The following is a 22,982-nucleotide window of genomic DNA, read 5'->3' on the forward strand; positions in this document are numbered from 1 at the left end:
AGGGGACTGGGCATCTTTTTTCACACTTAGTAATAGTAAAAATGCAGTCCGTTATCCCTTTTGAGAATTTAAGGATATCCGGTCTGCTAAATACTGATTTACAACTATTTTCCTTTTAAGGTAAAATGTTGAATACGATCATTAAAAAGAATGATTGTAGTAGGGGGATTTAAAATTATGAAAATCAAAATTTCTTTGGTCATTTTCCTTATTTTCAGCATTTTCCTTGCGGGTGGTACCGATGCTGCCTCTTTACCGGACTCTGTAGTGAAGTCCTGGACTAAACCAAAAGCTAAGAATACGGCGAATGTTACTCTAGGGCCAAACGGGTTTAAAGGAATTAGTACATATCAGGAATATGAACTTGTTAATTCAAAAGGAAAAACTTTATACAAATATAAGTCACCGTATATAAATAGTTCGGTTATTCATAAAGATGGCTTAGTTTATTTAATTGAGGAGAACGGGAAAGTTGGCAGTAAAAAAACCTACATTGTTTCTCTAGATGTAAAAGGAAAGCAAAAATGGAGGAAGGAAGTACCTACAGGGTATGCAAAGCTCGCTTTACTAGACCAAGGAAGCCTTTTTTTAAACGGGAATGACGGGAAAAACTGGTTCATTATGAACATCGACACAAAAAGCGGAAAGACAATCTGGTCTTCAAAGGCAAATGGTTACGCCTATTACGGTCCGAGTGGCCATGTGATATTCGGAAACATGGAAAAAAGATATCCAATTTATAAAAATAATAAACTAGTACGGGAATTGACTCCTCCAGAGGATTATTATTTACTTCGTGCTTCATTCTCAAAGGAAGGGAAACTTGCCGTTGTATTTCAAGCTCATGGTAAACTTCTGAATACTATAATAGTTGTATACGATGTGAATGGAAACGAATTATTCAGTAAACAAATAATAAATCCATATCAAACAGGCCAGATACTATTTAATGAAAAGGAACAGTTGTTAATCACTTATAAGGATACGAGAAACTCTGCACTGACATGTGAATGGTATGATTCCAACAAAATGACAGAAAAAAGTGTGATTCCCAAGGCAACGTCATCAGCAATAGGATTTGGTGTTGAGAATTTAATAATTAGTATCGATAATAACAAAAATATGTACTACCTGAATCTTACGGCACCAGTAAGTGTAAATAAATACAATAAGTCTGGAAAACTTATAGGAAAAACAATGATTCCCAAGAATTATACTTGGGAACGTGCTCCTGATCCGGATAATTTTAAATACGGATTATTTTTTATAGAATTTAAAAATAATTATTTTAACAAGGATTATCATGTATATAGTTACAAATAAAAGCTGCGTTGAAACATATTAAAGGAAAAAGGCATACGTCAATGCGTATGCCTTTTCTTTAGGGAAATTAACATTTTGAACCTCAAACCGGGGAACATGGCACAAATTCAGAGAAGGAAAATTTGTCGGAATATGGAATATTTAATATATGGAGGTACAATATGGATCAGCCGAATTATGTTTTATCAACGAATGAAAATATTTTGGTGCCAAAAAACAAAAAAATAAGCAGACTGAAACTGCCCGTACTGATTATCATAGCAGTAATGCTTATTGGCTCTATCCTTTTTCAAGATAATTTATTTTCAGAGTTAAGTGCGACAACGCAAATCCTGCTCATTTCACTGGTGATTGGAATTTTTTCAGCAGGGGGTAGCACAAGAGCGCCGTCGCCAATTGAATTGCGGTTCTATGATGATTATTTGGTCGTATATCGTCCCAAGCGGTATTATGATGAACGAGTTACACGGAGGGAATTTAATAAATTTTATTACAAGGATATTAGTAAAATAGTATTTAAAAGCAACTTACAACGGCTTCACATATACGGAATTATAAATGTTGAATGGTACAATTATGATAAAAATGGGGAATTGCCTTCAAAACCTACCAAGGTTATGTCAACAAGGAGTCTATGCTTTTTCAGAACATCTGCCGCACCTGAAGTGGATTTTGTAGCAGAAATTGAAAATCACTCCCCAATAAAGGTCACTGTTGAATAGATGCAATTAAAACCGCTGGAACCTTTTAGAGACTAAAACGGACAAAAGGATAATTGTAAGGGAGAGAGAATAATGGGTTCAAGGATCATGCATTCTATAATAGGCAATAAAATTGCTGTAGCATTGCCAATCAAGGATAAAACTTCATTTCTGCTTGGAAGCATTGCTGCGGATGCTGTTTTTTCAGTGGAAGAGAAAAATGCATCGCACTTCTTCGTGGGTGATGCACAGGATTTTTCAAGAAGGGTAGATTATGAAGGATTTTTGCAAAAATACAGTATGCAGGTAGAAAGCAAGAGTGAGTACATATTGGGTTATTATACGCACTTAATTGCTGATGACATATGGTTAAGAGGTTTTTATCTTCCGTGGTTGAGGAACCGAATGGCTGCTGATGAAGGATATTATAAGTTATATCACAACGATTTCAGGATGCTTAATGGAAAATTGCTGGATCACTATGGCTGTACAAATGAACTGAGAGAACTGTTTGCCATTTTTCCTGAGATTATCGATTTGGACGAAGTTAAATCAAAGGACGTTGAAAATTTTGTTCCCTATGTTTTGGGGGATTTGGATTACGAAAAAGAAGTTTTAACAGAAAAGCTTAATGTTTTCACATTTAACCAGATTATTGGCTATATCGAAACATCCGTTGAGGTTGGGCTGGTAAAGTTGAATCGAATACTCGCTTACACCTTTTAAAGAGGCTTTATAAGCAAAAAGGGGAACTTCAAAATTACCTGAGTTCCCTTTTATTTTTTCAAAAAATGTTGATTCGATATTCTCTGGTATACCAAGATGAAAATTACATCAATAATAGTAATGCCCGCAATGGAGCCCGCATAAATCATAATCCCTATGCCTTGGCTGATTCCATCGGTTTCAGTCAGGAACCACCAAATGCTGCCTAAACCCAAGATGATTAGGTTTATTATGATTCCTTTAAAAATTGTCATCATAGGTTTATTGTTGTTTTTAAAATCATGCAGACAAACTATGATTGAGGCGACTAAAGATAAGGCAATTAGCCCAAAGAACATAACCAATTTCATTCATGTTCCCCTCCTTGAAAATACAGTTTAGGCTAGCTTTCACATTTCTCTTGTTGTTTCTTAAAAAAGAAGAGCGTTAATACAAACCATATGAAAAAGCATACGGCGACATAAGGATAATTGGAATGTTGGAAGGCATACGCGGTTTTTTGGAAAATGGATGGGTTGGCGTGGAATTCAATCGCGTAACTCCCAATAATTCCGCCTAAAAATGTGAAAAAGAGAAAGCCCAAAAAGCTTACGAACATCAGGATGAATAAAAGCCACTTTAGCATCAATTTGTACCTACTTCGGGATTTTTCCTTTAGTGTAATTTTACACTAAAAGAGAATGTTTGTGAAATTTGAAGTGGAGTATTTTTCATACTGGGATACGCACAGTGATAAACTAAAGGGAATAATTTTTTGAAAGGGTGGGGAAACCTTTGAATTCGTGGAATGAGCGTTTTAAAGCGGATAACTATATTTATGGAACTGAGCCGAATGAGTTTATCGCAGAAATGCATAAGAAGCTGAACCTTAAAGGCGAAGCGCTGGCAATTGCGGAGGGAGAGGGACGGAACGCCGTTTTTCTCGCCGGGCAGGGAATGAATGTGACTGCCTGGGATTTTTCTGAATCAGCTCTTGTTAAAACTAAAAAGCTGGCCGAATCGCAGGACGTCTCGGTGGAAACCCGCCTTGTTGATTTAAACGGGGCAAAATGGGATAAAGACAAATGGGACGAAATCGTATGCGTATACGGGCACTTTCCCGGCGGCTTGCGGTCCAAAACGTTGGAGGGAGTAAGAGAAGCTGTAAAGCCAGGCGGCTACTTTGTGACGGAAGTGTACTCGGTGCACCAAATTCCGTACGGAAGCGGCGGGCCAAAAGAGGTTGAATTCCTCTATAAACCTGAGGAATTTTTAAAAACGTTCAGCGGTTGGCGGATCGTTCATTTTTTCATGGGCGAAGTAATGAGGCGAGAAGGGGAGCTTCATAACGGGCTGTCGCATGTGATTCAATTTGCGGGGCAAAAGCCGCTCGTTTAGTTGGTGTCCGCTCCATTTTAAGCAAAGGGAGGGATTCCGTGACGGACGAAAACATAAAAGTGAATGAAGCAGAAAAGACAATCGAATCCAAATACATTCAGCAGCATCTTGCTAATGAGCGGACGTTCCTTGCCTGGGTCCGGACCGCGATCGCGATTATAGGGGTAGGTTTCCTCGTCACAAATCTGCATTTTAATATGGAGTCCAGCCTGAACCCATTTGGGAATTTCATGGCCAATTTAATTGGAATTTCCTCTGTTGGGCTCGGAATTTTGGTGATTGTGATGTCAATGGTTGCGTATTTGAAAAAGGTACGCTCAATCAATGAGCAAACATTCAGGACACCCCGGATGTCCATCATTCTCCTTGGTGTCCTGGTAGCCGTTATTACCGCGTTTTTCGGTGTTTATTTTGTGATGGTGAATATGTAGCAGCTAAAAATGCTCGTCTGGGCGAACAGGCTCAATTCGCTCGTTATCAAGCGGCTCCCGGTTCCGATTATCCTCACTGATTTCACGCACTAAAACCCATGTGTGTTTCACGAATTGCTGGAAGTCGGCGAGCAGGAGCCAGGCCGCTTCCGTCACTTCCGGATTTTCCTTCAACGCCCGCAGTTCGGTTTGGACCCGGTCGACTGCTTCGCCGGGGTTGTCCAGCTGGCGCTCAATCGCCGGCCAGGCGGAAAGGAGGAACATAATTGATAAAATAAGCGTAAACAAGCGAAACATCATCCTCAGCCTCCAAATGATTGTTGTAAAGCTGTAATCTTATAGGGCCTTAAAAACAATCCCCTGAATTTTCTAAAGACTGTATTTCTCCTCGAAAAACTACTTCAACTGGTCATTGGGACTTATCTAAAGACCGTTTATCCTCGGAAAACCACTTTCATCGGTTTATAAAACCTAGCTAAAGACCGATCCTCCCCAAAAAGCGCTGTGAATCGGCCTTTAAATACTTCGTTTGTAGTTCCCGGGACACTTTCATAAAAAATATACCTGCCTGTCTCTACAATTTTTGCCATATCTCACATGTTCTATAAGCATCCTTGATGTATTTTTCTTGTCTTCTTTTACCTGAAAAAAATTTTCAAAAAAGAAAAGAAATATTTTTCATCATAAAAATATTGATACGTAAGCTCCAAAGAGTTCTTTTTATAAAAACCTCACAAATCCAGATACTCAAAACGAAATTATTAATATAACTTTATTGCCAGCGGAAATAGCAATGGAAGAAATTGATGGATATTTTTTTCAAAAAGAAAGAAAATGGTGAAAATAATTTACACAATATATGTAACTATGCTATGCTGAATCCGTAAGCGCTATCATGACAAAAAAACTAGGTGGGGTTGAAAGATGACAGTCGAAAAATTCAAGGGGATTATTCCTGCTTTTTACGCTTGCTATGACGAAACCGGCGACGTTTCGGAAGCGCGTACAAAAGCGCTATGCAGCTATTTATTCGATAAAGGCGTCCAGGGCCTTTACGTTGGCGGAAGCTCAGGGGAATGCATTTACCAGAACCTTGAGGAGAGGAAAGCGACATTGAAATACGTCGCTGAGAGCATGAAAGGGAAGCTTATCCTGATTGCCCATGTCGGCGCCCCGTCTACGAGGGAAAGCGTGGAACTTGCGAAATATGCGGAGGAATTGGGGTACGACGCGCTGTCGGCGATTCCGCCAATCTATTTCAAGCTTCCGGAGAGCTCGATCTATAAGTATTGGACAAGCATCATGGACGCGACAGGGCTCCCATTTATCATTTATAACATTCCGCAGACGACGGGCTACAACTTGTCGCTTAACCTGTTCGGAAAATTAATCGAGAACAAAAAGGTAATCGGTGTTAAGAACTCGTCCATGCCAGCGCTTGATATCGAACGATTCAAAGCGGCGGGCGGCGAAAACTTTATTGTGTTCAACGGTCCCGACGAACAATACGTATCAGGACGCCTGATTGGCGCGGATGCCGGAATCGGTGGAACATACGCGGCGATGCCGGAGCTTTACCTGAAAGCCGAGCAATATGTCTCGACAGGCAATTTTGCAAAAGCAAGAAGCATCCAGAAAGACATTAACGACCTCATCATCGCGCTTTGCTCCTTGAACGGAAACATGTATTCCGCCATCAAGGAAGTCCTGAAGCTGCGCGGCGTGAATGTCGGCAGCGTCCGCGGTCCGCTAGAGCCAGTAACCGGAGACGATCTCGAAACCAAAATTCCAGCAATCCGCGACATGATTGATGCCGCAATTGCGAAATACCAAGATTAATAGATTGCCGAAAAACCAGTTTAAAAGGAAAGAACTTTTACCAAAGGGAGCTCCAGGCAACAGCCTGTCTTCATAAAAAACAAACACAATTGTCAGGGGGAAAGTTTATGTTGAAAAAACGGTTTGTCGCATTGACGTCCGCTGCTGTACTAGGCCTTGGACTTTTAGCAGGTTGCACAAGCGGAAAAGACAAGGAAGCCTCTAGCAGCGATTCTAAGAAACCGGTAGAAATCTCCGTTTGGCTTACACCGCAATGGAAGGGAGTCATGGATGCAACCGAAGAGGGTGCTGATTTCAACAGCTTCTTCAAGTATGCTGGTGAAAAATTCTCGAAGCAGTATAAAGACCGTGAAGTAAAGGTAAACGTTGAAGTCGTGGCTGGCGACCAGCGTGATGAACTGCTGAACGTCAACCTGAATGGCGGCACTCCGCCGGATATCTTCTTTGAAAGTACTTTTGCAATGGGCGATTATGCACACAGGGGAGCGCTCGTTCCGCTGAACGACATCGTCGATGAGGACGCGAAGAAAGATATCGAACAAAACTTCTGGGACACAGTGACATTCGGCAAGGACATTTACTTCTATCCGTTCTCCCACATGCCGGGTACACTCGTGTACAATGCTGACATGTTCAAGGCTGCCGGGCTTGAAAGCTATATCGGTGAACCAACCGAAATCAAGACTTGGACTCTTGAAGAATATGAAACGATCCTGAACAAACTGAAAACTGATGTTCCTAAAGACAAATATGCAAACGCTTACCCAATGGGCCTTTACGCTCTCAACAATCAGGGTGACACCTGGAATCTTGCATACCTGAGAATGTTTGGCAGCGAATTTTTCGATGACGAGTCCAATATTGTCCTTGATGACGCAAAAGGTGAAAAGGCCGCGGCATGGCTGAAAAAAATCTATGACGCGAAGCTCACCAACCCTGGCGCTGAATCCGTATCTTCGAACGATGTGAACGCGATGTTCCAAAACCAGCAGCTTGGAATCAGCTTCACAAACTCTGTCCTTTACAACAATGCGCTCGCGGATATGAACAGCGGCAAAGCGCCAAAGTTTGACGCTAGGCTCGCGAACATTCCGTCCGAGAGCGGCGACCCGCTGACATTTACGTATGTAACCGGTGCAAGCGTATTCAATACTGGCGATGATGAAAAAATCAAGATCAGCAAAGAGTTCGTTAAGTTCTTCTCTTCTGATCCAGAGCTTGTTAAAGCATCGAAAAACGGTGTTCCTGTAAGGACTTCCGTCGTTGAAGAGTTCAAGTCCGAAAAGCCATTGTTCGAAGCATATGACAAAAACGCGCAGTACATGTTCAACTTCACTGGCAGCGTTCCTGGCTATGGCGAATTAAGGCAAGTATTGTATCCGGAGCTTCAAGCCCTCTACACTGGTGAAAAAACTCCTGCCCAGGCAGTGAAGGATTACCAGAAAAACGGCAATAGCGTACTCGAAAACGCTAAAGCGAATTCCGTGATATTTAACCAGTAATTTTTGCAAGGCATTGACTGATAGCTGCGGGCCCGGATGGCGGGCCTGCAGTTATAGAAAGGTAGGGGAAGGCCTATGAAAAACAACTCGGCTTTGAAGGAAAATATAACGGGCTACCTTTTTATCGCGCCGCAGCTATTATTGTTCCTCGTGTTCATCGTTTATCCGATTATAGAAGGAATCAGGCTGAGCCTGTATCGAATCAACTATCAGCAGGAAACGTTCATCGGTTTTGAAAACTATACAAGGCTTTTCGCAAATCCCGTATTCATGAAATCCACCATCAACACTGTGATTTTCGTAGTCTTCATCGTTGCGCTGACAGTGGTCTTCGCACTCTTCGTTTCTGCTTCAATTTTCGATAAAAATGCAAAATACGTGTCCTTTATCAGAGGCAGTTATTATATACCTGTTATGGTTTCCATGGTTGTTATGAGTATGGTCTGGAGCTTCCTGTTGAACCCTGCCAACGGTCTGATTCCTTACGCGGCTCGGCAGCTTGAATTGGCCTCGGTCAATTTCCTGGGCGACAAGGATCTCGTCCTGCCGGTTATCATTTTCATCACATTCGCAACGAACGTTGGCCAGGCGATTATCCTGTATGTTGCCTCGATGATTGGTGTGCCGAAGGATGTTTTTGAGGCGGCGGAGGTCGATGGCGCGAACAGGCTGCAGATCATTTTTAAAATCCTGATTCCAATGGTCAAGCCGACAACGATTTACATCATCATCATGAACATCATCGCGGTTTTGAAAATCTTCGTCGTCATCCAGTTATTGACCGGCGGTGGGCCGAACAACGCTTCGACCACCTTGATGTACTTCCTATATAATAATGCGTTTAAATACAACCAGCTTGGCATTGCCTCCGCTGTCGGAGTGATCATGTTCCTGATCACGCTCGCCCTGTCGATTCCGCAGCTGCGCGCGATGTTCAAGAAAGATTAGGGGGTGGCCGGACATGTTTGGAGCAAAGAACTCGAATAAGAAAAAGAAGGAAAAGATCGATATCGTCTTCAACGTGCTGATCATTTTTTTCGCGATCCTGAACTTGTTCCCGCTGTACTGGCTTGCTACAAGCTCGTTGAAAAACAGCTCGGACGTTGTAAAAATGCCTCCGGACTGGTGGCCAAAAACATTCACGTTCAGCAACTATGTTGATGTTTTCAACAACCAGCCGGCTTTGCGCTGGGCGTTCAACAGCATTTTCGTCTCTCTCGTTTCGACGATCCTGCTGATCGCGGTCAGCTGCCTCGCAGCGTACGCATTTTCAAAATTAAGGTTTAAGGGAAGAAATATTATCTTCATTATCTTCATCTCAAGTTTGATGGTTCCGAAAGAAGTCATGATCGTCCCGCTCTTCAGGATTATCCAGGACCTTGGAATGGTCAATACACTTAGCGGAATGATTTGGCCCAACGTGGCGACAGCTTTCGGCGTGTTCATGCTAAAAGGTTTTTTTGACACGATTCCCGACTCATTGCGCGAGTCGGCTAAAATTGACGGCGCAAGCGAATTCACCGTCTTCTTTAAAATCATGCTTCCAATGGTGAAGCCGGGGATAGGCGCACTTTTCATTCTTAACTTTGTCAATGTCTGGAACGACTATTTATGGCAGCTCGTTGTCGGCCAGAGCCAAAATTCAAAGACCCTAATGGTCGGGATTGCGACGCTGATGCAGGATCTGAATCCGAACTTTGCCTATAAAATGGCTGGCGCGACCGTCGCCGCGATTCCAATGCTGGTTATCTTTATTTTCTTCCAGCGCTACTTCACAGCAGGAATTTCAATTGGCGCTGTAAAGGAATAAAGCCGCATTTGTCATTCGGCGGAAAACTCAGGTTTTTTTTACCCTCGGCTGAAATATAGGCAAAACCTGCCGGCAAAACAAGGCGGCATGACCATATACGCTAAATTCGCGGTGGGGATGCTGCCTTTTTGCCGGGCCAAATTCGAACTTGGAGATGTTTTATATGCGCAGCAAAGAAAATACATTTGAACGAATCCACGGGAAGCTTATCGTTTCCTGTCAGGCGCTGCCGACCGAGCCGCTTCATAGCCCGTTCATTATGGGGAGAATGGCGTATGCAGCGATGCTTGGCGGCGCGAAGGGAATCCGTGCGAACGGGGTGGAGGACATCCGCGAAATTAAGAAAACGGTTGATCTGCCCATCATCGGGATTATCAAGAAGGATTATGAAGGTTCCGAAGTATTTATCACCCCGACAATGGATGAAATCGCCCTCCTTCATGAAGAAGGTGTGGACATCATCGCCATTGACGCCACGAAACGTGTTCGGCCTGACGGCACGACAATCAGCGAAATTTTTCCAAAGATAAGGGAAACGTATCCGGACCAGCTGTTCATGGCGGATTGTTCGACCTATGAGGAAGCGGAAGAAGCCTATCGACTTGGCTTTGACTGCATCGGTACGACGCTAAGCGGCTATACCTCCTATACCAAAGGTGTCGAACTCCCTGATATCGCGCTGCTCGAAAGGCTCGTAAAGGATTTTGATATCCCAGTCATCGCGGAAGGCGGAATCTGGACTCCGGAACAGGTGAAGCGCATCTTTGAAATCGGCGTCCACACAGCTGTCGTCGGCACCGCCATCACGAGGCCGATGGAAATCACCAAACGATTCGTGGAAGCGATTGGGTAGTATCCTTTTAGAAAAAGGTTTTTAAGAATAAAGCGGAATTTTAAAACAGTAAAGAGGTTGGAAACGATGAAAATTCTCGCGGCGGATATCGGCGGAACATCCACCAAGGTAGGCTTGTGCAGCGAAGGCGGCCAACTCGAATCCTTTAAAGAATACAGCACCGAATGGGCGCGCACCGGACTCAATCCGGTTGATGTGCTGGGAGAAATCTTCGCCGCGTATAGCGGTTTTGACGCAATCGGCATCAGCACGGCCGGCCAGGTGGACAGCGCCGAAGGAAAAATCATTTATGCCAACGATAACATTCCCGGCTATACGGGCGTGAGGCTGAAGGATAGTTTTCAAAAAAGGTTTGGCGTACCTGTTAAAGTGGAAAACGATGTAAACGCCGCAGCGCTTGGCGAAAAGCATTTCGGGGCCGGCAGGGGGGTCGCCGATTTCCTGTGTCTGACCTACGGCACAGGGATTGGCGGCGCGATCATCCTTGGCGGTGAATTGTACAGGGGCCATACCGGAAGCGCGGCTGAATTCGGGCATATCATCACCCACCCACTTGGCCGGCCATGCAATTGCGGCGGACTGGGCTGCTATGAGCAGTATGCGTCTACCACAGCGCTCGTCCGGAACGCGAAAGAAATTGACAAACTCTATAATAATGGCAGAATAGTTTTTGAGAAGTTTTTCCAAAGAGAGTCATCTGTTGAAAAAGTTGTCCAGGATTGGGTTTTTGAAATCGCGCTTGGGCTCGTTTCCCTCATCCATACATTCAATCCTCCGGCGGTCGTGCTAGGCGGAGGGATCATGGAGCAGGAACTGCTTGTCCGGATGGTTTCGGATAAGGTGAAAGAGCTTATCATGGAAAGCTTCTCCGATGTGAAAATACTAAAGGCTGAGCTCGGCAACAAAGCAGGCGTGCTTGGCGCAGCTTCGCTTCATCTTACTCGAGTCAGTTAGGAGGAGCCACTATGGCCGGCCAGGATATCTTTACACTCATACACTCACGCTATAATTCTTTTACAAATACCGAAAAAAAAGTAGCCGATTATATCCTTGAGAATATGAAGGATGTCATCTTCATGTCGATTACTGATCTAGCGGACGCCTGCAATGTGGGGGAGTCGAGCATCTTCCGTTTCTGCAAGACGATGAACTTGAAAGGCTACCAGGAGTTCAAGATTATGCTCGCGCACAGCACGTCACCGGATGATGAGTCGCCGCAGCTGTCGAGCAGGATTACGATGGACGACACAATCGAAGAGCTTTCCTCCAAAATCCTGTCGGCGAATGTGAACGCGATGACGGAAACGTACAATTTGATTTCCAAGCAGGACATTTCGGATGCGGTCGACAGCATCATGAAGGCGGACAGGGTGCATTTCTTCGGCGTCGGTTCGTCGCTGATGACTGCGCTTGAGGCGAAGAACAAATTCATGCGGATTACGAACAAAGCGGAATGCACGCTTGATTCACATCTTCAGATCATGGCTGCCGCGCTCATGACTGAGAAGGATGTCGCGGTTTTGATATCGTATTCCGGTTCAACTAAGGATACGATTGAGGTGGCGAAAGTGGCTAAGGAACGCGGCGCGAAAATCATCGCCATCACCCGGTTTGCTAAATCACCGCTCACGACCTATTCCGACATCACCTTGTTGTGCGGCGCGAACGAAGGGCCTTTACAAGGTGGTAGCTTGACCGCGAAGATAGCGCAGCTCTACCTCCTAGACCTTCTGTACTTCGAGTACTTTAAGCGGACAAACAAGGAATCGGCGTATAATAAGGAACTAACCGCAAAAGCGGTTATTGAGAAAATGCTGTAGAACTGTATGGCTTTTTGGAAAATAAACGCGTGGCCCCGGTTAAATTGCCGGGGCTTTTTTATGTGGTCGGGTGAGGTTAAATCGGGGGTGTCATCAAAAGCATGGCTATTGGCAAACAAGGGGTTTTGAGTCCCATCTAGGGTTTGCATAGCTTTGGTAAAAAAAATCGGTGAGGGTTCACGGAGACTGGTTGAGTGACAGGGCAATGGGATGCTAGGCGGGGATTCGTGACAAGATTGCATTAAAACCGGTTTAGGAAAGGTGCACTTGAGTGACATTGTTTGGCCAAAATCGAGAAAGAATGTCACTCAAACCCCATTTGCGTGACATTGTACGGCCCAAATCCGGAAAGAATGTCACTCAACCCCCATTTGCGTGCCATTGTACGGCCAAAATCGAGAAAGAATGTCACTTAAACCCCATTTGCGTGACATTGTACTGCCAAAATTTAAATAGAATGTCACTCAAATCTCATTTGCGTGACATTGTACGGCCCAAATCCGGAAAGAATGTCCCTCAACCCCCATTTGCGTGCCATTGTACGGCCAAAAGCGAGAAAGAATGTCACTTAAACCCCATTTGCGTGACATTGTACTGCCAACATTTAAATAGAATGTCACTCAAATCTCATTTGCGTGACATTGTACGGCCCAAATCCGGAAAGAATGTCACTCAAACCCAATTTACGTGACATTGTACAGCCTAAATCCGGAAAGAATGTCACTCAAACCCCATATGCGTGACATCGTACGGCCAAAATCCAGAAAGAATGTCACTCAAATCCCCCTTGGATGACAATGTCCATCCAAATCAAGGAAAGAATCACCTAAACCTAAAAATACAACATACTCAAGCAAATTCCCTGATAGTTTTCGCCGGTACAGTCACGATTCAGGGACCAGTATAGTCCCGTAAAAATCCTCAAAAATACCCTCTGAGTCTATCGGCCTATGTGTTTCCTTAACTAGTACGGGACTCTAGTACCAATTCTATCAGAATTTTTAGAAAATTAGTATTTTTAGCAGGAATTGGTAATATGCTTATAGTATTCTTTCGTTTATCAAACTTTTGGAGGTGCTATTTTATTGTCATTTTTACGAAAGAAAACAACGAGTAAGTGGTTTGCTGTCCTGTTGTCGCTTATGGTCCTGCTTTCGACGTTTGCGCCGCAGATTTTGGCTGCCGAGGGGAACCCGGGCAATTTTTCCGAGGAGGACCTTCAGCTTGAAAAGAAGCGGGAGCAGGATGCTAGGGCAGGCGGGCTGAAGCCGGGCGAGCAGGAAAAAAGCGAGGATTCCAACTCGAATGAGCTTCCCGACCTCTTGAAAGGCCTCGGGATCCAGCCGGCTCCACTTGAACAGCCAGCAGTTCACGAAGAAGAAGCAAAACTAGAAGAAGCCTTTCAAAAGAGCAATGAAGTAGACGTGATCATCAGAATGAAAGATACTCCTGACCTCCAGGCAATCTACCCCCAGGTGAAACAAAAGAAAGACCGTACTGAAAAAAACAAAGCCATCAAAGACCATCTCACACAAAAAGCCGATAATTCGCAAAAAGGGCTACAGCAGGCACTTCAGGCAATGGAAACCAAAGGAAAAGCAAAGAAAAAGGAAACGCTTTGGATTATCAATGGCGTCTCCGCAACCCTCACAAAAGAAGCGTACGATGAACTGAAACAGCGGGACGACGTAGCGGAAATCTCGCTTGATGGGATTGTAAGCGTACCTGAAATAACCGTGGAAGACTCCAAGCCGCGTCTTCCGGAATGGGGCCTCGAGAAAATTTTCGCAACGAAGGTTTGGGGCCAGTATGGCATGAAAGGCGAAGGAATTGTAGTTGGCATCATGGATTCAGGAGTTGACGGGAACCATGAAGCGCTTAGAAAGAATTACCGCGGCCGCGATGGCAACCACCAGTATTCCTGGATTGACGTGTCCGGAGATAAATACCAGACCCCGAACGATGGAAATGGGCACGGAACACATGTTGCCGGCACATCTGTCGGAGGAGGCGACGGCGAACCGGTCGGCGTAGCGCCGGGAGCGGAATGGATCGCGGCAAAAATATTCAACGACAACGGATCGGCCACGTTATCCGGAATTCACCAGGCGTTCCAGTGGTTCCTGGCGCCAGGCGGAGACCCATCGAAAGCGCCGCATGTCGTCAACAATTCATGGGGGAATTCGAATACATATAACCTCGAATTCTATGAAGATGTAAAAGCTTGGGTTTCTGCAGGCATTTTCCCTTCGTTCGCGGCGGGGAATGACGGGCCGGGTTCCCAGACAATCGGATCGCCGGGAAGTTTCCCCGAGACATTTGCCGTCGGAGCGACCGATATTTACGACCAGACTGCCTACTTCTCTAGCCGCGGGCCGGTTTATTGGCAGGATGGGAACGGCGAAACGAAGCGGATCATTAAGCCGGATATTTCCGCTCCGGGCCATAAGATTTATTCCGCTTGGCCAGGGAAGCTGAATAAAGGGAAATACAACACGATCAGCGGGACATCGATGGCAACGCCGCACGTAACCGGCGCCATCGCGCTCCTTTACCAGGCAAATCCGGATCTTTCCGTTGATGATGTGAAAAAGATCCTGAAGGATACCGCACGCAAGGATCCCCATATGGGAACCTTGCCAAACGACTCATACGGAAATGGTATTATTAACATCTACCAGGCAGTAACCGAAGCCGCGTATGCAGGTGAACTGAAGGGAACTGTCAAGAATAAAAAAGGCGAACCGATTGCCGCGAAACTGGCGATCCAGGCTGAAGGGATTTCCTACGACATTCCCCCTGCCGGAAGCTTTTCTTTTAAAATAAGGGAAGGCACTCACAAAGTGGCCGTTACGTCCTTTGGCTACAAGGCGTACGAAGGAACTGTCACCCTTAAAAAAGGACAAGTCACAACTGTAAACATTGTCCTGGACGACGCGGAAGCCTATACGGTCAGCGGAAAAGTCGTTGATGAAACCGGAAAGGGAGTACCTTATGCGTTTATCAGGATCAAAAATACGCCTCTGTCCGCAATCCGGACCGATGCCGCAGGCAATTACGCCATCCAGCGGGTACCAGCGGCGACCTATGGCATTCAGGTAACCGGTGAAGGCATTAAAGGGAAAGCGGAAGAAATCACGGTTAACAAAAATGTGGCGCTCGAGCTAAAAGTCCAGAAACTTGCCGCCACACCAAATAAGCAATGGGGCATTGCGAACGGGAATGTCCAGCGGAACGCGGTTTCCGGCAATGCGATTGACGTCCAGGCGCTTGAAAAAGGCTGGGAATTCAGCACCGAAGGAAAAGGGGATATCCTTTTCTCGACGCCGGCCGCAGCAGAAGGAAAAGTTGTTTTAACAACAGACAGGGGCTGGGTCATCGAGCTTGATTCGAAGTCCGGCAAGGAGCAATGGGCCGTCAGGATTGGCAGTTCGAACCGGTCATCACCGACAATTGAAAACGGCACTGTTTACCTCTCCGGGGGTACGGATGGAAAGATTTACGCGCTTGACCTGAGGTCCGGCGGCATTAAATGGAACACAGCGGTCGGTTCGGTGGCGGTTTACGAATCCCCGGTTTACTACGATGGCGTGCTTTATGTATCATCCGACCTTACGGCAAATGCTCAATTGTATGCGCTGAATCCTGAAACAGGCAGCAGGCTGTGGAGCGTAAAGCTTGGCGCGCCGACTTATTTTGGCCCGAGCATCGGAAATGGCCTGATCTATGTCGGCAGCTATGACAACCAGACAGTCCGCGCTCTCAAGGTATCAGACGGCACGGAAGTTTGGCAGAAGAAGCTGTCCGGTGAAGGGATTGCATCAAAGCCGGTTTATGAAAACGGAGTTCTTTATTTTACAGGAATCAATTTCGATACCGACGCGGGCACCCTGTATGCATTCGATGCTGCGACAGGAGCCGAAAAGTGGAAGGTCGCCAACATAGGGGATACGCAAGCGGCTTCGCCGATTGTCTATGAGAACATGGTGATTATGGGTTCTTCGGTCCAATCGAACCTGCGCGCGTTTGATAAGGAAACAGGGAAGGAAATTTGGAGCAACACGACGCTTGGGACTGCCTTGAACAGTGGTTCCGTTACGGCGAACGGCTTGCTGTTCTTTGCTTCCACCAATGGTGCGGTTTCCGTTCTGGACGTTTATACCGGTGAAAGGCTGAAGGATATCGTCCAGCCAACGTACAGCACATCCGGCATCCCGGTCATCCCCGGGCAGGTTATTTTGCCGCATCTAAAGGGAGTCGAAAGTTATAATGCGCCAGGTATCCTGCAGGGTACCTTGAAGGATGCGAATGGACAGCCGGCGAAAGGAACGCTGACAGTCGTGGAAACAGGCGAGACGGCTTCCGCAAGCGCGGATGGAACCTATATCCTGAAGCATACGCCTGGCGATTACACCGTCCTCGTTGCACAATACGGCAAAAAGCAAGTGGCGGAAAAGGTTCAGTTTGTAACAGGCTATACGTTCTCTAAAAACTTTACTCTTGAAGTTGCGAATAAGGGCTCGGTTTCGATTACCGTCAAGGATAAGCGGACCGGAAAGCCGCTGAAAGGCGTATCGGTCGGCCTGATGTCAACTGGCATCAATGGCGTAACGGACGATAATGGCAATTTTTCAAAGGCAGATGTCTTCGAAGGTACTTGGGATATTGCTTTCTCGCTTGGGGGCTTTAAGGACGGTTCTGCTAAAATTACTGTCAAGCCAGGCGAAGCTGCTGCACTCACCTTTGAACTGCAGCCAATCGATGTCGCGGTATTGAACGATTACAAATCCCAAATCACCAATCTTCTTGAAGCAAATGGCTATACGGCCGAAGAACGCGGCTGGGACGTCCTTCAAGACGTTGGCCGCTACAAGGTTTTATACTTGAACGGCGCGTATGGGTCGGATGGCGTCAAGCCGACAAAAGAAGAGGTTAAGAACCTTATTGACGAAGCAAACAGGCATGATGTGAGCATAATTTTTACCGACCAATGGGGCCAAAATTACGGTTCGATCCACCAGCTGAAAGATTATTTCAATAATCCGGCGGACCTCGGCCATAACTATGATGTTGGCGCGGTTAGTCTCATGGTGGAGTCCGAGCATCCAATCCTGAAGGGTTACAAGGCGGGAAGTGAAATTCCGCTCTTAATGCATGATGCGGACTTTGCCTGGTTCAACCATTATTCAGGCCGGACGCTTGGCAAAATTGGCACTACCGAAATTGGCTATGTTGGTTCGGGAGTCGCCTATCAGGCCGTTTCGGAAAACAGCGCGCACCTCCTGCTGTCGAGTTCCGCTGTGGCTCCGTGGGAAACAGTTGATGGCTGGCTGCTAGGGCAGACACAAATTCTTTTGAACGGCCTCGACTTTTTGTATAACTCACGGTTCGGGAAAGTTAGCGGGACAGTTGTTGACGCCGACGGAAAGCCCGTTGAAGCGACCATTGCAGTCGTTGAAACAGGCGTGAAGGCAGTAAGCAACGCCAAAGGGGAATTTGAATTTTTCCATGACGAAGGCTCCTTTACGATTGAAGTCCGGGGCAAAGGCCTAGGAACATATACAGGAAAGTTCACCTCGGCGAAAGGGAAGCCTGCCCAGATAGCGGTTCAGCTAGGAAACTCTGAAAAAGGCACGTTATCCGGCGTCGTTACCGATGCGTTGACCAAACTGGAAATTGCCGGGGTTAAGGTTGAAGTGACGAATGCCGCGGGCGAAATGGTCTTCGAGACGGAATCCGCCGCGAACGGCCGCTATGAAATCACAGGCCTACAAGAGGAATCGTATAAAATAGCCTTCTCGAAGGAACGCTATATCGCCTACTCTACAACGGTGGATATCGCCCGCCATACCGGCGACATCGACGTCAAGCTTCACACGATGCCGTCAGTCGCGGTCGTTGGCGACCATTATACAACAGATGGCAGTTTTAAAGCGCTGCTCAGGGAGTTCGGAATAACGGCTGTCGATGTCCAGCCAGCAGACTTGCCGAAACGGGTGGCGGAATTCGATGTTGTGTTCCTGAACGAACCGAGCACATCAACATTTAACAAAACTGTTTTTGAAAATACAATGAAAGCCGCCGATGCAGCGGGAACAAGTTTGATTTTCGGCGAAAATTACTGGAGCGGTTCGGGCCTCAACCATCTCGTTAACCACAGGAAGGACCCGGAATCACGCACAACTGTCCGGAGCACAACGCAGGCAGCTGTTTACAAAGTCCTGAATGAACATCCTATTTTCAATGGAGCAAAAGCGGGCGATGCAATCAAGATTTTGGCTCCTTCAGCAAGCACCTTTGCATATTTTAAAAATTACAGCGGCTATCCGCTCGCGGAAATTGGCCTTGACGGTGCAACCGCGACAAGCGGACTTGGCATGGCATACAAGCCGAGAACCGAAACTAGCGTCGAGCTGCTAATGGGCGGCCATGGTTTCTCTTCATACCATGGGGCGAAAGATTATACGGCTGAAGGGAAACAAATTTTGCTCAATGCCATCCTTTGGGCCGCAAATGCGAAGTTCGAGACAATCAAAGGAACAGTGCTGGATGAAAACGGAAATCCATTAAAAGCGGATATCAACGTTGTTGGCCAACCGTTCGGGACCCAATCTGATGTTGCTACTGGCGCTTTCTCGATCGCCCTGCTTGCAGGAGAGTACGATGTGACGATCAGCGCTTACGGCTATGAGACGAAGACGGTTAAACTAAAAACCGCGCTTGATGGGGAACCGCAGGCAATATCAATGAAAGTTGCCGGAAATGTCGCTTCCATAACAGGCACTGTCGAGAATGAAAAGGACGGCAATGCGATTTCCGGGGCGAAGGTTACGCTAGTGGGCAAGCCGAGGTCTACGGAGTCAAATACACAGGGACAATACAGCCTGTCGAATCTCGAACCGGGAACCTATACCGTCCGTGCTGAAAAAGAAGGCTTCGTCAGGAAGGAAGTCCAGGTAACCGTTAAGGATGGGGAAAAATTGCCGGTCAGCTTAAAGCTGAGGCCATCCCCAACGATCGGCATCATTGTTGATCTGACCGCTTCCGGAATGACGTTTAAACAGTATCTAGAGGAGCGGGGCTATAAGGTTGAATACCTTGGCTTCAAGGATATTGACAAGCTCGATGCGGTCGACCTTGTCTTCGCGAACGCCGATTACAAGCCGGAAGCAGTTCCTACAAAAGCTGAATTCAAGGCATTCCAGGCCGCGCTCGACAAAAAGCGGAAAACGGTCATCTGGACCGGCCAGGCTGGCGGCCGCAGCTCAATCCGATATTTGTGGGAATATGATCGCGACCCTACAGCCATATTTGAAGGAACGAATAAAACAGGTTCAAAAGGTATCGTGAAGGAAGAACATCCTTTAACGGCGGGTTATAAGGCCGGGGATGTGATCGAGATTCCAGGAAAGTCCGGATATTATTACGGGTTCACTGGCTATTCAGGAAAAACGGTTGTCGATTTTGAACAGGGCCAGACCGGCCAGAAAGGATCGATGGTCGCATACAAAGGAAGGACGAGCGAATCGCTGGAAATCCTCCTTGCCAATATGACGATAAGCAACGTGTTCCAGCCAGGTGATCCAACCCTCTTTGACGCAGGAAGGGAAAAGCTGCTCATGAACGCTTTTGACTGGGCGCTTTCTGAAAAAGCTCCACTCGTTGGAGAATTGCACGGCGAGATTAAAAACGAAAGCGGCATCGCATTAAAGGGTGAAGCGGTTATCAAGGAGACCGGCAAAAACCTGGTCATTGATGACGAAGGCAAATTCTTTACAGCGCTTGAAACCGGTACGTATACACTTGGTGTTAAAGCGTTCGGACATATCGAGAAGGATTTCACCATTTCGATTAAAAACGGCCAGGTATTAAACGAAACTTTCGTCATCCAATCTGAAAATGCTGGCACGGTGAAAGGGAAAATCATCGATGCCGCAACAAAGGATGTAATTGATGGTGCTTCGATTGAGGTGCTCGGAACCCCGGCTGTCACGAAAACGAACGCGGCAGGGGAGTATGAATTGACATTGCCGGGTGGCTCTTATGAACTCCGCATCAGCGCTTCTGGCTACAAGCCGGTATTCGAAACGGTGCAGATTGAGGAAGGAAAGGCACTTTCCCTCAATGTATCGATGTTCGCCGCTGAAAAGATCGCCGTACTGGGTAATCCGATAAATGAACCAAGAATTGCACCACTTCTAGGAAAATACGGATACGACTTCGATTTCATTCCGTATTCAAATTTTGAATACCTGATTGAAAATATCGGTGATTACAAGCTAATTATCGCGAACGACATTTCCAGCACGATGAAGGACCGCTTCAAGGCATTGGTCGAGAAAGCGAATGAAAATGAAACGAGCATCCTATTCGTCGGCCAATATGGTTCGGGTTCGATAAGCACCCTTTCATCGGCCTATGGCGATCCGCAAAAAACGTCATCCAGTTATGTGGAAAAGGAACTAAATGTCCGCGTTGAGCAGAACCATCCGATTTTCCGCGGCTTTGAGGCGGGCAAGGAATATCCGCTCATGGTAAATCTGAAGGGAGCTGTCCAATATTCCATTTTTGAAAATTACAGTGGAATGACGCTCGGAACATTGAGCAACCCTGTGAAAGGCAATGTTGGCTCATCCGTCGCGGTTAAGTTCAGCTCGTCCAACAGTGTCCACATCCTTCTATCGGCGCTTCAGATTGGAAGCTACGGCAATCCAGCAGACCGATGGACGGAAAATGCGGAGAAGCTCTACCTGAACGCCATCGACTACGCGTTGATTGCGAGCCAGGGCGAGATCAAAGGGTCTGTGACAGACGAACAGGGCAAACCGATTGCGAATGCACTCATCACCATCCCAGGCACTAATGTAAAAACCGCGACCAATTCGGCAGGGCTTTACCGAATCGGGATCGGAATCGGAAAATACGATGTAAAAGTGCAGGCGCGAGGCTATGCCGAGCAAATTGGCAACGTGGAAATCGTTGAAACAGGCAGCAGCGTCGACTTGAACTTTGTCCTTGAAGCAATTGAAGGATCCGACCTTAAGGGCCTCGTTATTGATAAAAAGACCGGCGGCCCGATAGCCGGAGCAACCGTGACACTCATTCCAAAGGATGATCCTGATTTTATCAGCAACATAGAAACCGGTTCGGACGGCTCATTCGTCTTTGAAAACCTTCTTCCTGGCGATTATACGGTAGAAGTTGCCATGGATGGCTATCTTCCTGCAAAAGCCGAGGCAGCTATTGGAGATAAGGATGCGACTGTGCAGCTTGAACTGAACGCAATCGAGGTTGCGGTATTAGGCGACCATAACGGTACGCTTACCGGCTTCCTGAACGAACAGGGCATTTTTGCGGAAGAGAGAAGCTGGGATATCCTTGGCCAGCTTGGCAAGTACGAAACCGTCATTGTAAACAAAAACAGCGGCACGAAAGAACAAGCTGATCAGCTGATTAAGGAGAGCGATGCCAAGAAAGTCAGCCTGATCTTCACGGGAACGTGGGGAGCGAAAGATGGCTCCATCCAGCTTCTCCAGCAGGCTTTGGGCACTCCTGAGTTAGGCGAGCAGGGATACAATGAAGGCGCGGTTTACTTGAAACCACTCGGTGGGCATCCGCTCTTCGATGGCCTTCAGGCTGAAGAAAACGGGCTGATTAAGATTCACAGTGAAAAGAGCCCGTATGCCACTTTCAAAAATTACAACGGAATTCCGCTTGCCGGGTTGAACGTTGATGGCACAGATAAGGGTACGGCGATTGCTTATGAATTCAGGGGCAAGGACCACATGCACCTGCTATTGTCTTCGTTCACAGCCACGAATATCATTGGCCCTGAACAAGGCTGGACCGGAGCTGGCCAGCAATTGTTCACCAATGCGGTCCGCTGGTCGATGAGCGCGGAGCAGCAAATTCCAAACGCTTCAGCTTGGGACACTGATAATTTGATTTTAAAAGAGGGACCGGCTGTCCTGACCGGAAAAGCGGATTCAACGGTGACTGTGCATGTTTACGAACAGGCAGGCAATAAACGGAACCTGCTTGGCTCTGTAAAAGCCGGAGTCGACGGAACGTTCTCGATTCAGCTGGAACTACCGAACGGCCAGCACATACTACATTTGTCGGCCGAAAACTATGCCGGTATCACCGAGTCTCCATCCACGATGAAAGTCATCGTGACCGGAAAACCGGAAAAGAAAGCAGGTTAAAGAAGTAGTAAAAGTTTGTGTGATAGGGCTTCCCTTCCCGGGGAAGCCCTTTTTTTGAGTAAAAGACATTCTTTGAGAAGGCATTTCGAATCTACTTGGAGGGCAATCGATGAGTTTTTTGAAACTATCTGGGAACTTTGCGGTTATATCCGGGTTTTTAGAGATTATATCCGGGTTTTCGGAGGTTATATCCGCGTTTTTAGAGGTTATATCCGGGTTTTCAAAGGTTATATCCGGGTTTTCAGAGAATATATCCGGGTTTCCAGAGAATATATCCGGGTTTTTAGCACCTATATCCGGATTTGCTACTTTTTAGACAAAATTCCGCCAGTACAGTGACATGGAAAAAACCTAAATCAAGTTGAATGGTATGGTCCAGCCCTGGCCTTTCGTTT

Annotated in this window: 16 protein-coding genes; 14 read left to right on the forward strand and 2 right to left on the reverse strand. The window is 46.5% G+C overall.

Annotated features, from left to right (window positions below; genetic code table 11):
• The first annotated feature begins 177 nt into the window (after positions 1-177).
• The 3 genes from DRW41_RS16100 (at position 178) to DRW41_RS16110 (ending at position 2,750) form a co-directional block, all read left to right on the forward strand.
• Entirely contained in the window at positions 178-1,323 is a 1,146-nt protein-coding gene (locus DRW41_RS16100) for a hypothetical protein (protein WP_115453046.1), read from the forward strand.
• Positions 1,324-1,484: 161 nt separating this feature from the next.
• On the forward strand, positions 1,485-2,045 hold the full coding sequence (locus tag DRW41_RS16105) for a hypothetical protein (RefSeq protein ID WP_115453047.1): 561 nt from the start codon (positions 1,485-1,487) through the stop codon (positions 2,043-2,045).
• 72 nt (positions 2,046-2,117) lie between these two features.
• Positions 2,118-2,750: a zinc dependent phospholipase C family protein gene (locus tag DRW41_RS16110; RefSeq protein WP_115453048.1), complete on the forward strand. Its 633-nt coding sequence runs from the start codon at positions 2,118-2,120 to the stop codon at positions 2,748-2,750.
• Positions 2,751-2,800: 50 nt separating this feature from the next.
• Here DRW41_RS16110 and DRW41_RS16115 read toward each other — a convergent pair whose 3' ends face one another.
• A complete protein-coding gene (locus DRW41_RS16115; RefSeq protein ID WP_115453049.1) occupies positions 2,801-3,100 on the reverse strand; it encodes a hypothetical protein in 300 nt (99 codons plus the stop codon).
• 424 nt (positions 3,101-3,524) lie between these two features.
• Here DRW41_RS16115 and DRW41_RS16125 point away from each other — a divergent pair, with 424 nt between their 5' ends.
• Both DRW41_RS16125 and DRW41_RS16130 read left to right on the forward strand, forming a co-directional pair.
• Entirely contained in the window at positions 3,525-4,127 is a 603-nt protein-coding gene (locus DRW41_RS16125; RefSeq protein ID WP_115453051.1) for an SAM-dependent methyltransferase, read from the forward strand.
• A gap of 38 nt (positions 4,128-4,165) precedes the next feature.
• Positions 4,166-4,558 carry a YidH family protein gene (locus tag DRW41_RS16130; protein ID WP_245959467.1) on the forward strand — a complete coding sequence of 131 codons (393 nt, stop codon included), beginning with the start codon at positions 4,166-4,168 and terminating at the stop codon, positions 4,556-4,558.
• Between the two features lie 3 nt (positions 4,559-4,561).
• On the opposite strand, the gene DRW41_RS16135 is transcribed toward DRW41_RS16130, so the two are convergent.
• Positions 4,562-4,855, reverse strand: coding sequence for a hypothetical protein (locus DRW41_RS16135; RefSeq protein WP_142752245.1), 294 nt, complete (start codon positions 4,853-4,855; stop codon positions 4,562-4,564).
• 627 nt (positions 4,856-5,482) lie between these two features.
• Here DRW41_RS16135 and DRW41_RS16140 point away from each other — a divergent pair.
• From DRW41_RS16140 to DRW41_RS16180, 9 genes are all read left to right on the forward strand, one after another.
• A complete protein-coding gene (locus DRW41_RS16140; protein ID WP_115453053.1) occupies positions 5,483-6,397 on the forward strand; it encodes a dihydrodipicolinate synthase family protein in 915 nt (304 codons plus the stop codon).
• A gap of 107 nt (positions 6,398-6,504) precedes the next feature.
• The gene (locus DRW41_RS16145) at positions 6,505-7,899 is read left to right on the forward strand and encodes an ABC transporter substrate-binding protein (RefSeq protein WP_115453054.1); all 1,395 of its coding nucleotides are present in this window, start codon (positions 6,505-6,507) and stop codon (positions 7,897-7,899) included.
• A 75-nt stretch (positions 7,900-7,974) separates the two neighbouring features.
• Positions 7,975-8,847: a carbohydrate ABC transporter permease gene (locus DRW41_RS16150; RefSeq protein ID WP_115453055.1), complete on the forward strand. Its 873-nt coding sequence runs from the start codon at positions 7,975-7,977 to the stop codon at positions 8,845-8,847.
• Positions 8,848-8,860: 13 nt separating this feature from the next.
• The gene (locus tag DRW41_RS16155) at positions 8,861-9,709 is read left to right on the forward strand and encodes a carbohydrate ABC transporter permease (RefSeq protein ID WP_115453056.1); all 849 of its coding nucleotides are present in this window, start codon (positions 8,861-8,863) and stop codon (positions 9,707-9,709) included.
• A gap of 163 nt (positions 9,710-9,872) precedes the next feature.
• Entirely contained in the window at positions 9,873-10,562 is a 690-nt protein-coding gene (locus DRW41_RS16160) for an N-acetylmannosamine-6-phosphate 2-epimerase (protein WP_222928855.1), read from the forward strand.
• Positions 10,563-10,628: 66 nt separating this feature from the next.
• The gene (locus DRW41_RS16165) at positions 10,629-11,516 is read left to right on the forward strand and encodes an ROK family protein (RefSeq protein ID WP_115453058.1); all 888 of its coding nucleotides are present in this window, start codon (positions 10,629-10,631) and stop codon (positions 11,514-11,516) included.
• Between the two features lie 11 nt (positions 11,517-11,527).
• On the forward strand, positions 11,528-12,382 hold the full coding sequence (locus tag DRW41_RS16170) for a MurR/RpiR family transcriptional regulator (protein WP_115453059.1): 855 nt from the start codon (positions 11,528-11,530) through the stop codon (positions 12,380-12,382).
• Positions 12,383-13,467: 1,085 nt separating this feature from the next.
• On the forward strand, positions 13,468-22,587 hold the full coding sequence (locus tag DRW41_RS16175) for a carboxypeptidase regulatory-like domain-containing protein (RefSeq protein WP_115453060.1): 9,120 nt from the start codon (positions 13,468-13,470) through the stop codon (positions 22,585-22,587).
• A 109-nt stretch (positions 22,588-22,696) separates the two neighbouring features.
• Positions 22,697-22,903 (forward strand): hypothetical protein, encoded by a 207-nt coding sequence (locus DRW41_RS16180; RefSeq protein ID WP_115453061.1) that lies wholly within the window; start codon positions 22,697-22,699, stop codon positions 22,901-22,903.
• Positions 22,904-22,982 lie beyond the last annotated feature (79 nt).

The organism is Neobacillus piezotolerans, from assembly GCF_003362805.1.
Lineage (GTDB): Bacteria > Bacillota > Bacilli > Bacillales > Cytobacillaceae > Bacillus_D > Bacillus_D piezotolerans.

Coding starts and splice junctions, on each gene's coding strand:
- DRW41_RS16105 (WP_115453047.1), top strand. CDS start 1,485: ATGGATCAGCCGAATTATGTTTTATCAACGAATGAAAATATTTTGGTG.
- DRW41_RS16115 (WP_115453049.1), bottom strand. CDS start 3,100: ATGAAATTGGTTATGTTCTTTGGGCTAATTGCCTTATCTTTAGTCGCC.
- DRW41_RS16155 (WP_115453056.1), top strand. CDS start 8,861: ATGTTTGGAGCAAAGAACTCGAATAAGAAAAAGAAGGAAAAGATCGAT.
- DRW41_RS16150 (WP_115453055.1), top strand. CDS start 7,975: ATGAAAAACAACTCGGCTTTGAAGGAAAATATAACGGGCTACCTTTTT.
- DRW41_RS16160 (WP_222928855.1), top strand. CDS start 9,873: ATGCGCAGCAAAGAAAATACATTTGAACGAATCCACGGGAAGCTTATC.
- DRW41_RS16170 (WP_115453059.1), top strand. CDS start 11,528: ATGGCCGGCCAGGATATCTTTACACTCATACACTCACGCTATAATTCT.
- DRW41_RS16135 (WP_142752245.1), bottom strand. CDS start 4,855: ATGTTTCGCTTGTTTACGCTTATTTTATCAATTATGTTCCTCCTTTCC.
- DRW41_RS16100 (WP_115453046.1), top strand. CDS start 178: ATGAAAATCAAAATTTCTTTGGTCATTTTCCTTATTTTCAGCATTTTC.
- DRW41_RS16110 (WP_115453048.1), top strand. CDS start 2,118: ATGGGTTCAAGGATCATGCATTCTATAATAGGCAATAAAATTGCTGTA.
- DRW41_RS16140 (WP_115453053.1), top strand. CDS start 5,483: ATGACAGTCGAAAAATTCAAGGGGATTATTCCTGCTTTTTACGCTTGC.
- DRW41_RS16145 (WP_115453054.1), top strand. CDS start 6,505: ATGTTGAAAAAACGGTTTGTCGCATTGACGTCCGCTGCTGTACTAGGC.
- DRW41_RS16180 (WP_115453061.1), top strand. CDS start 22,697: ATGAGTTTTTTGAAACTATCTGGGAACTTTGCGGTTATATCCGGGTTT.
- DRW41_RS16165 (WP_115453058.1), top strand. CDS start 10,629: ATGAAAATTCTCGCGGCGGATATCGGCGGAACATCCACCAAGGTAGGC.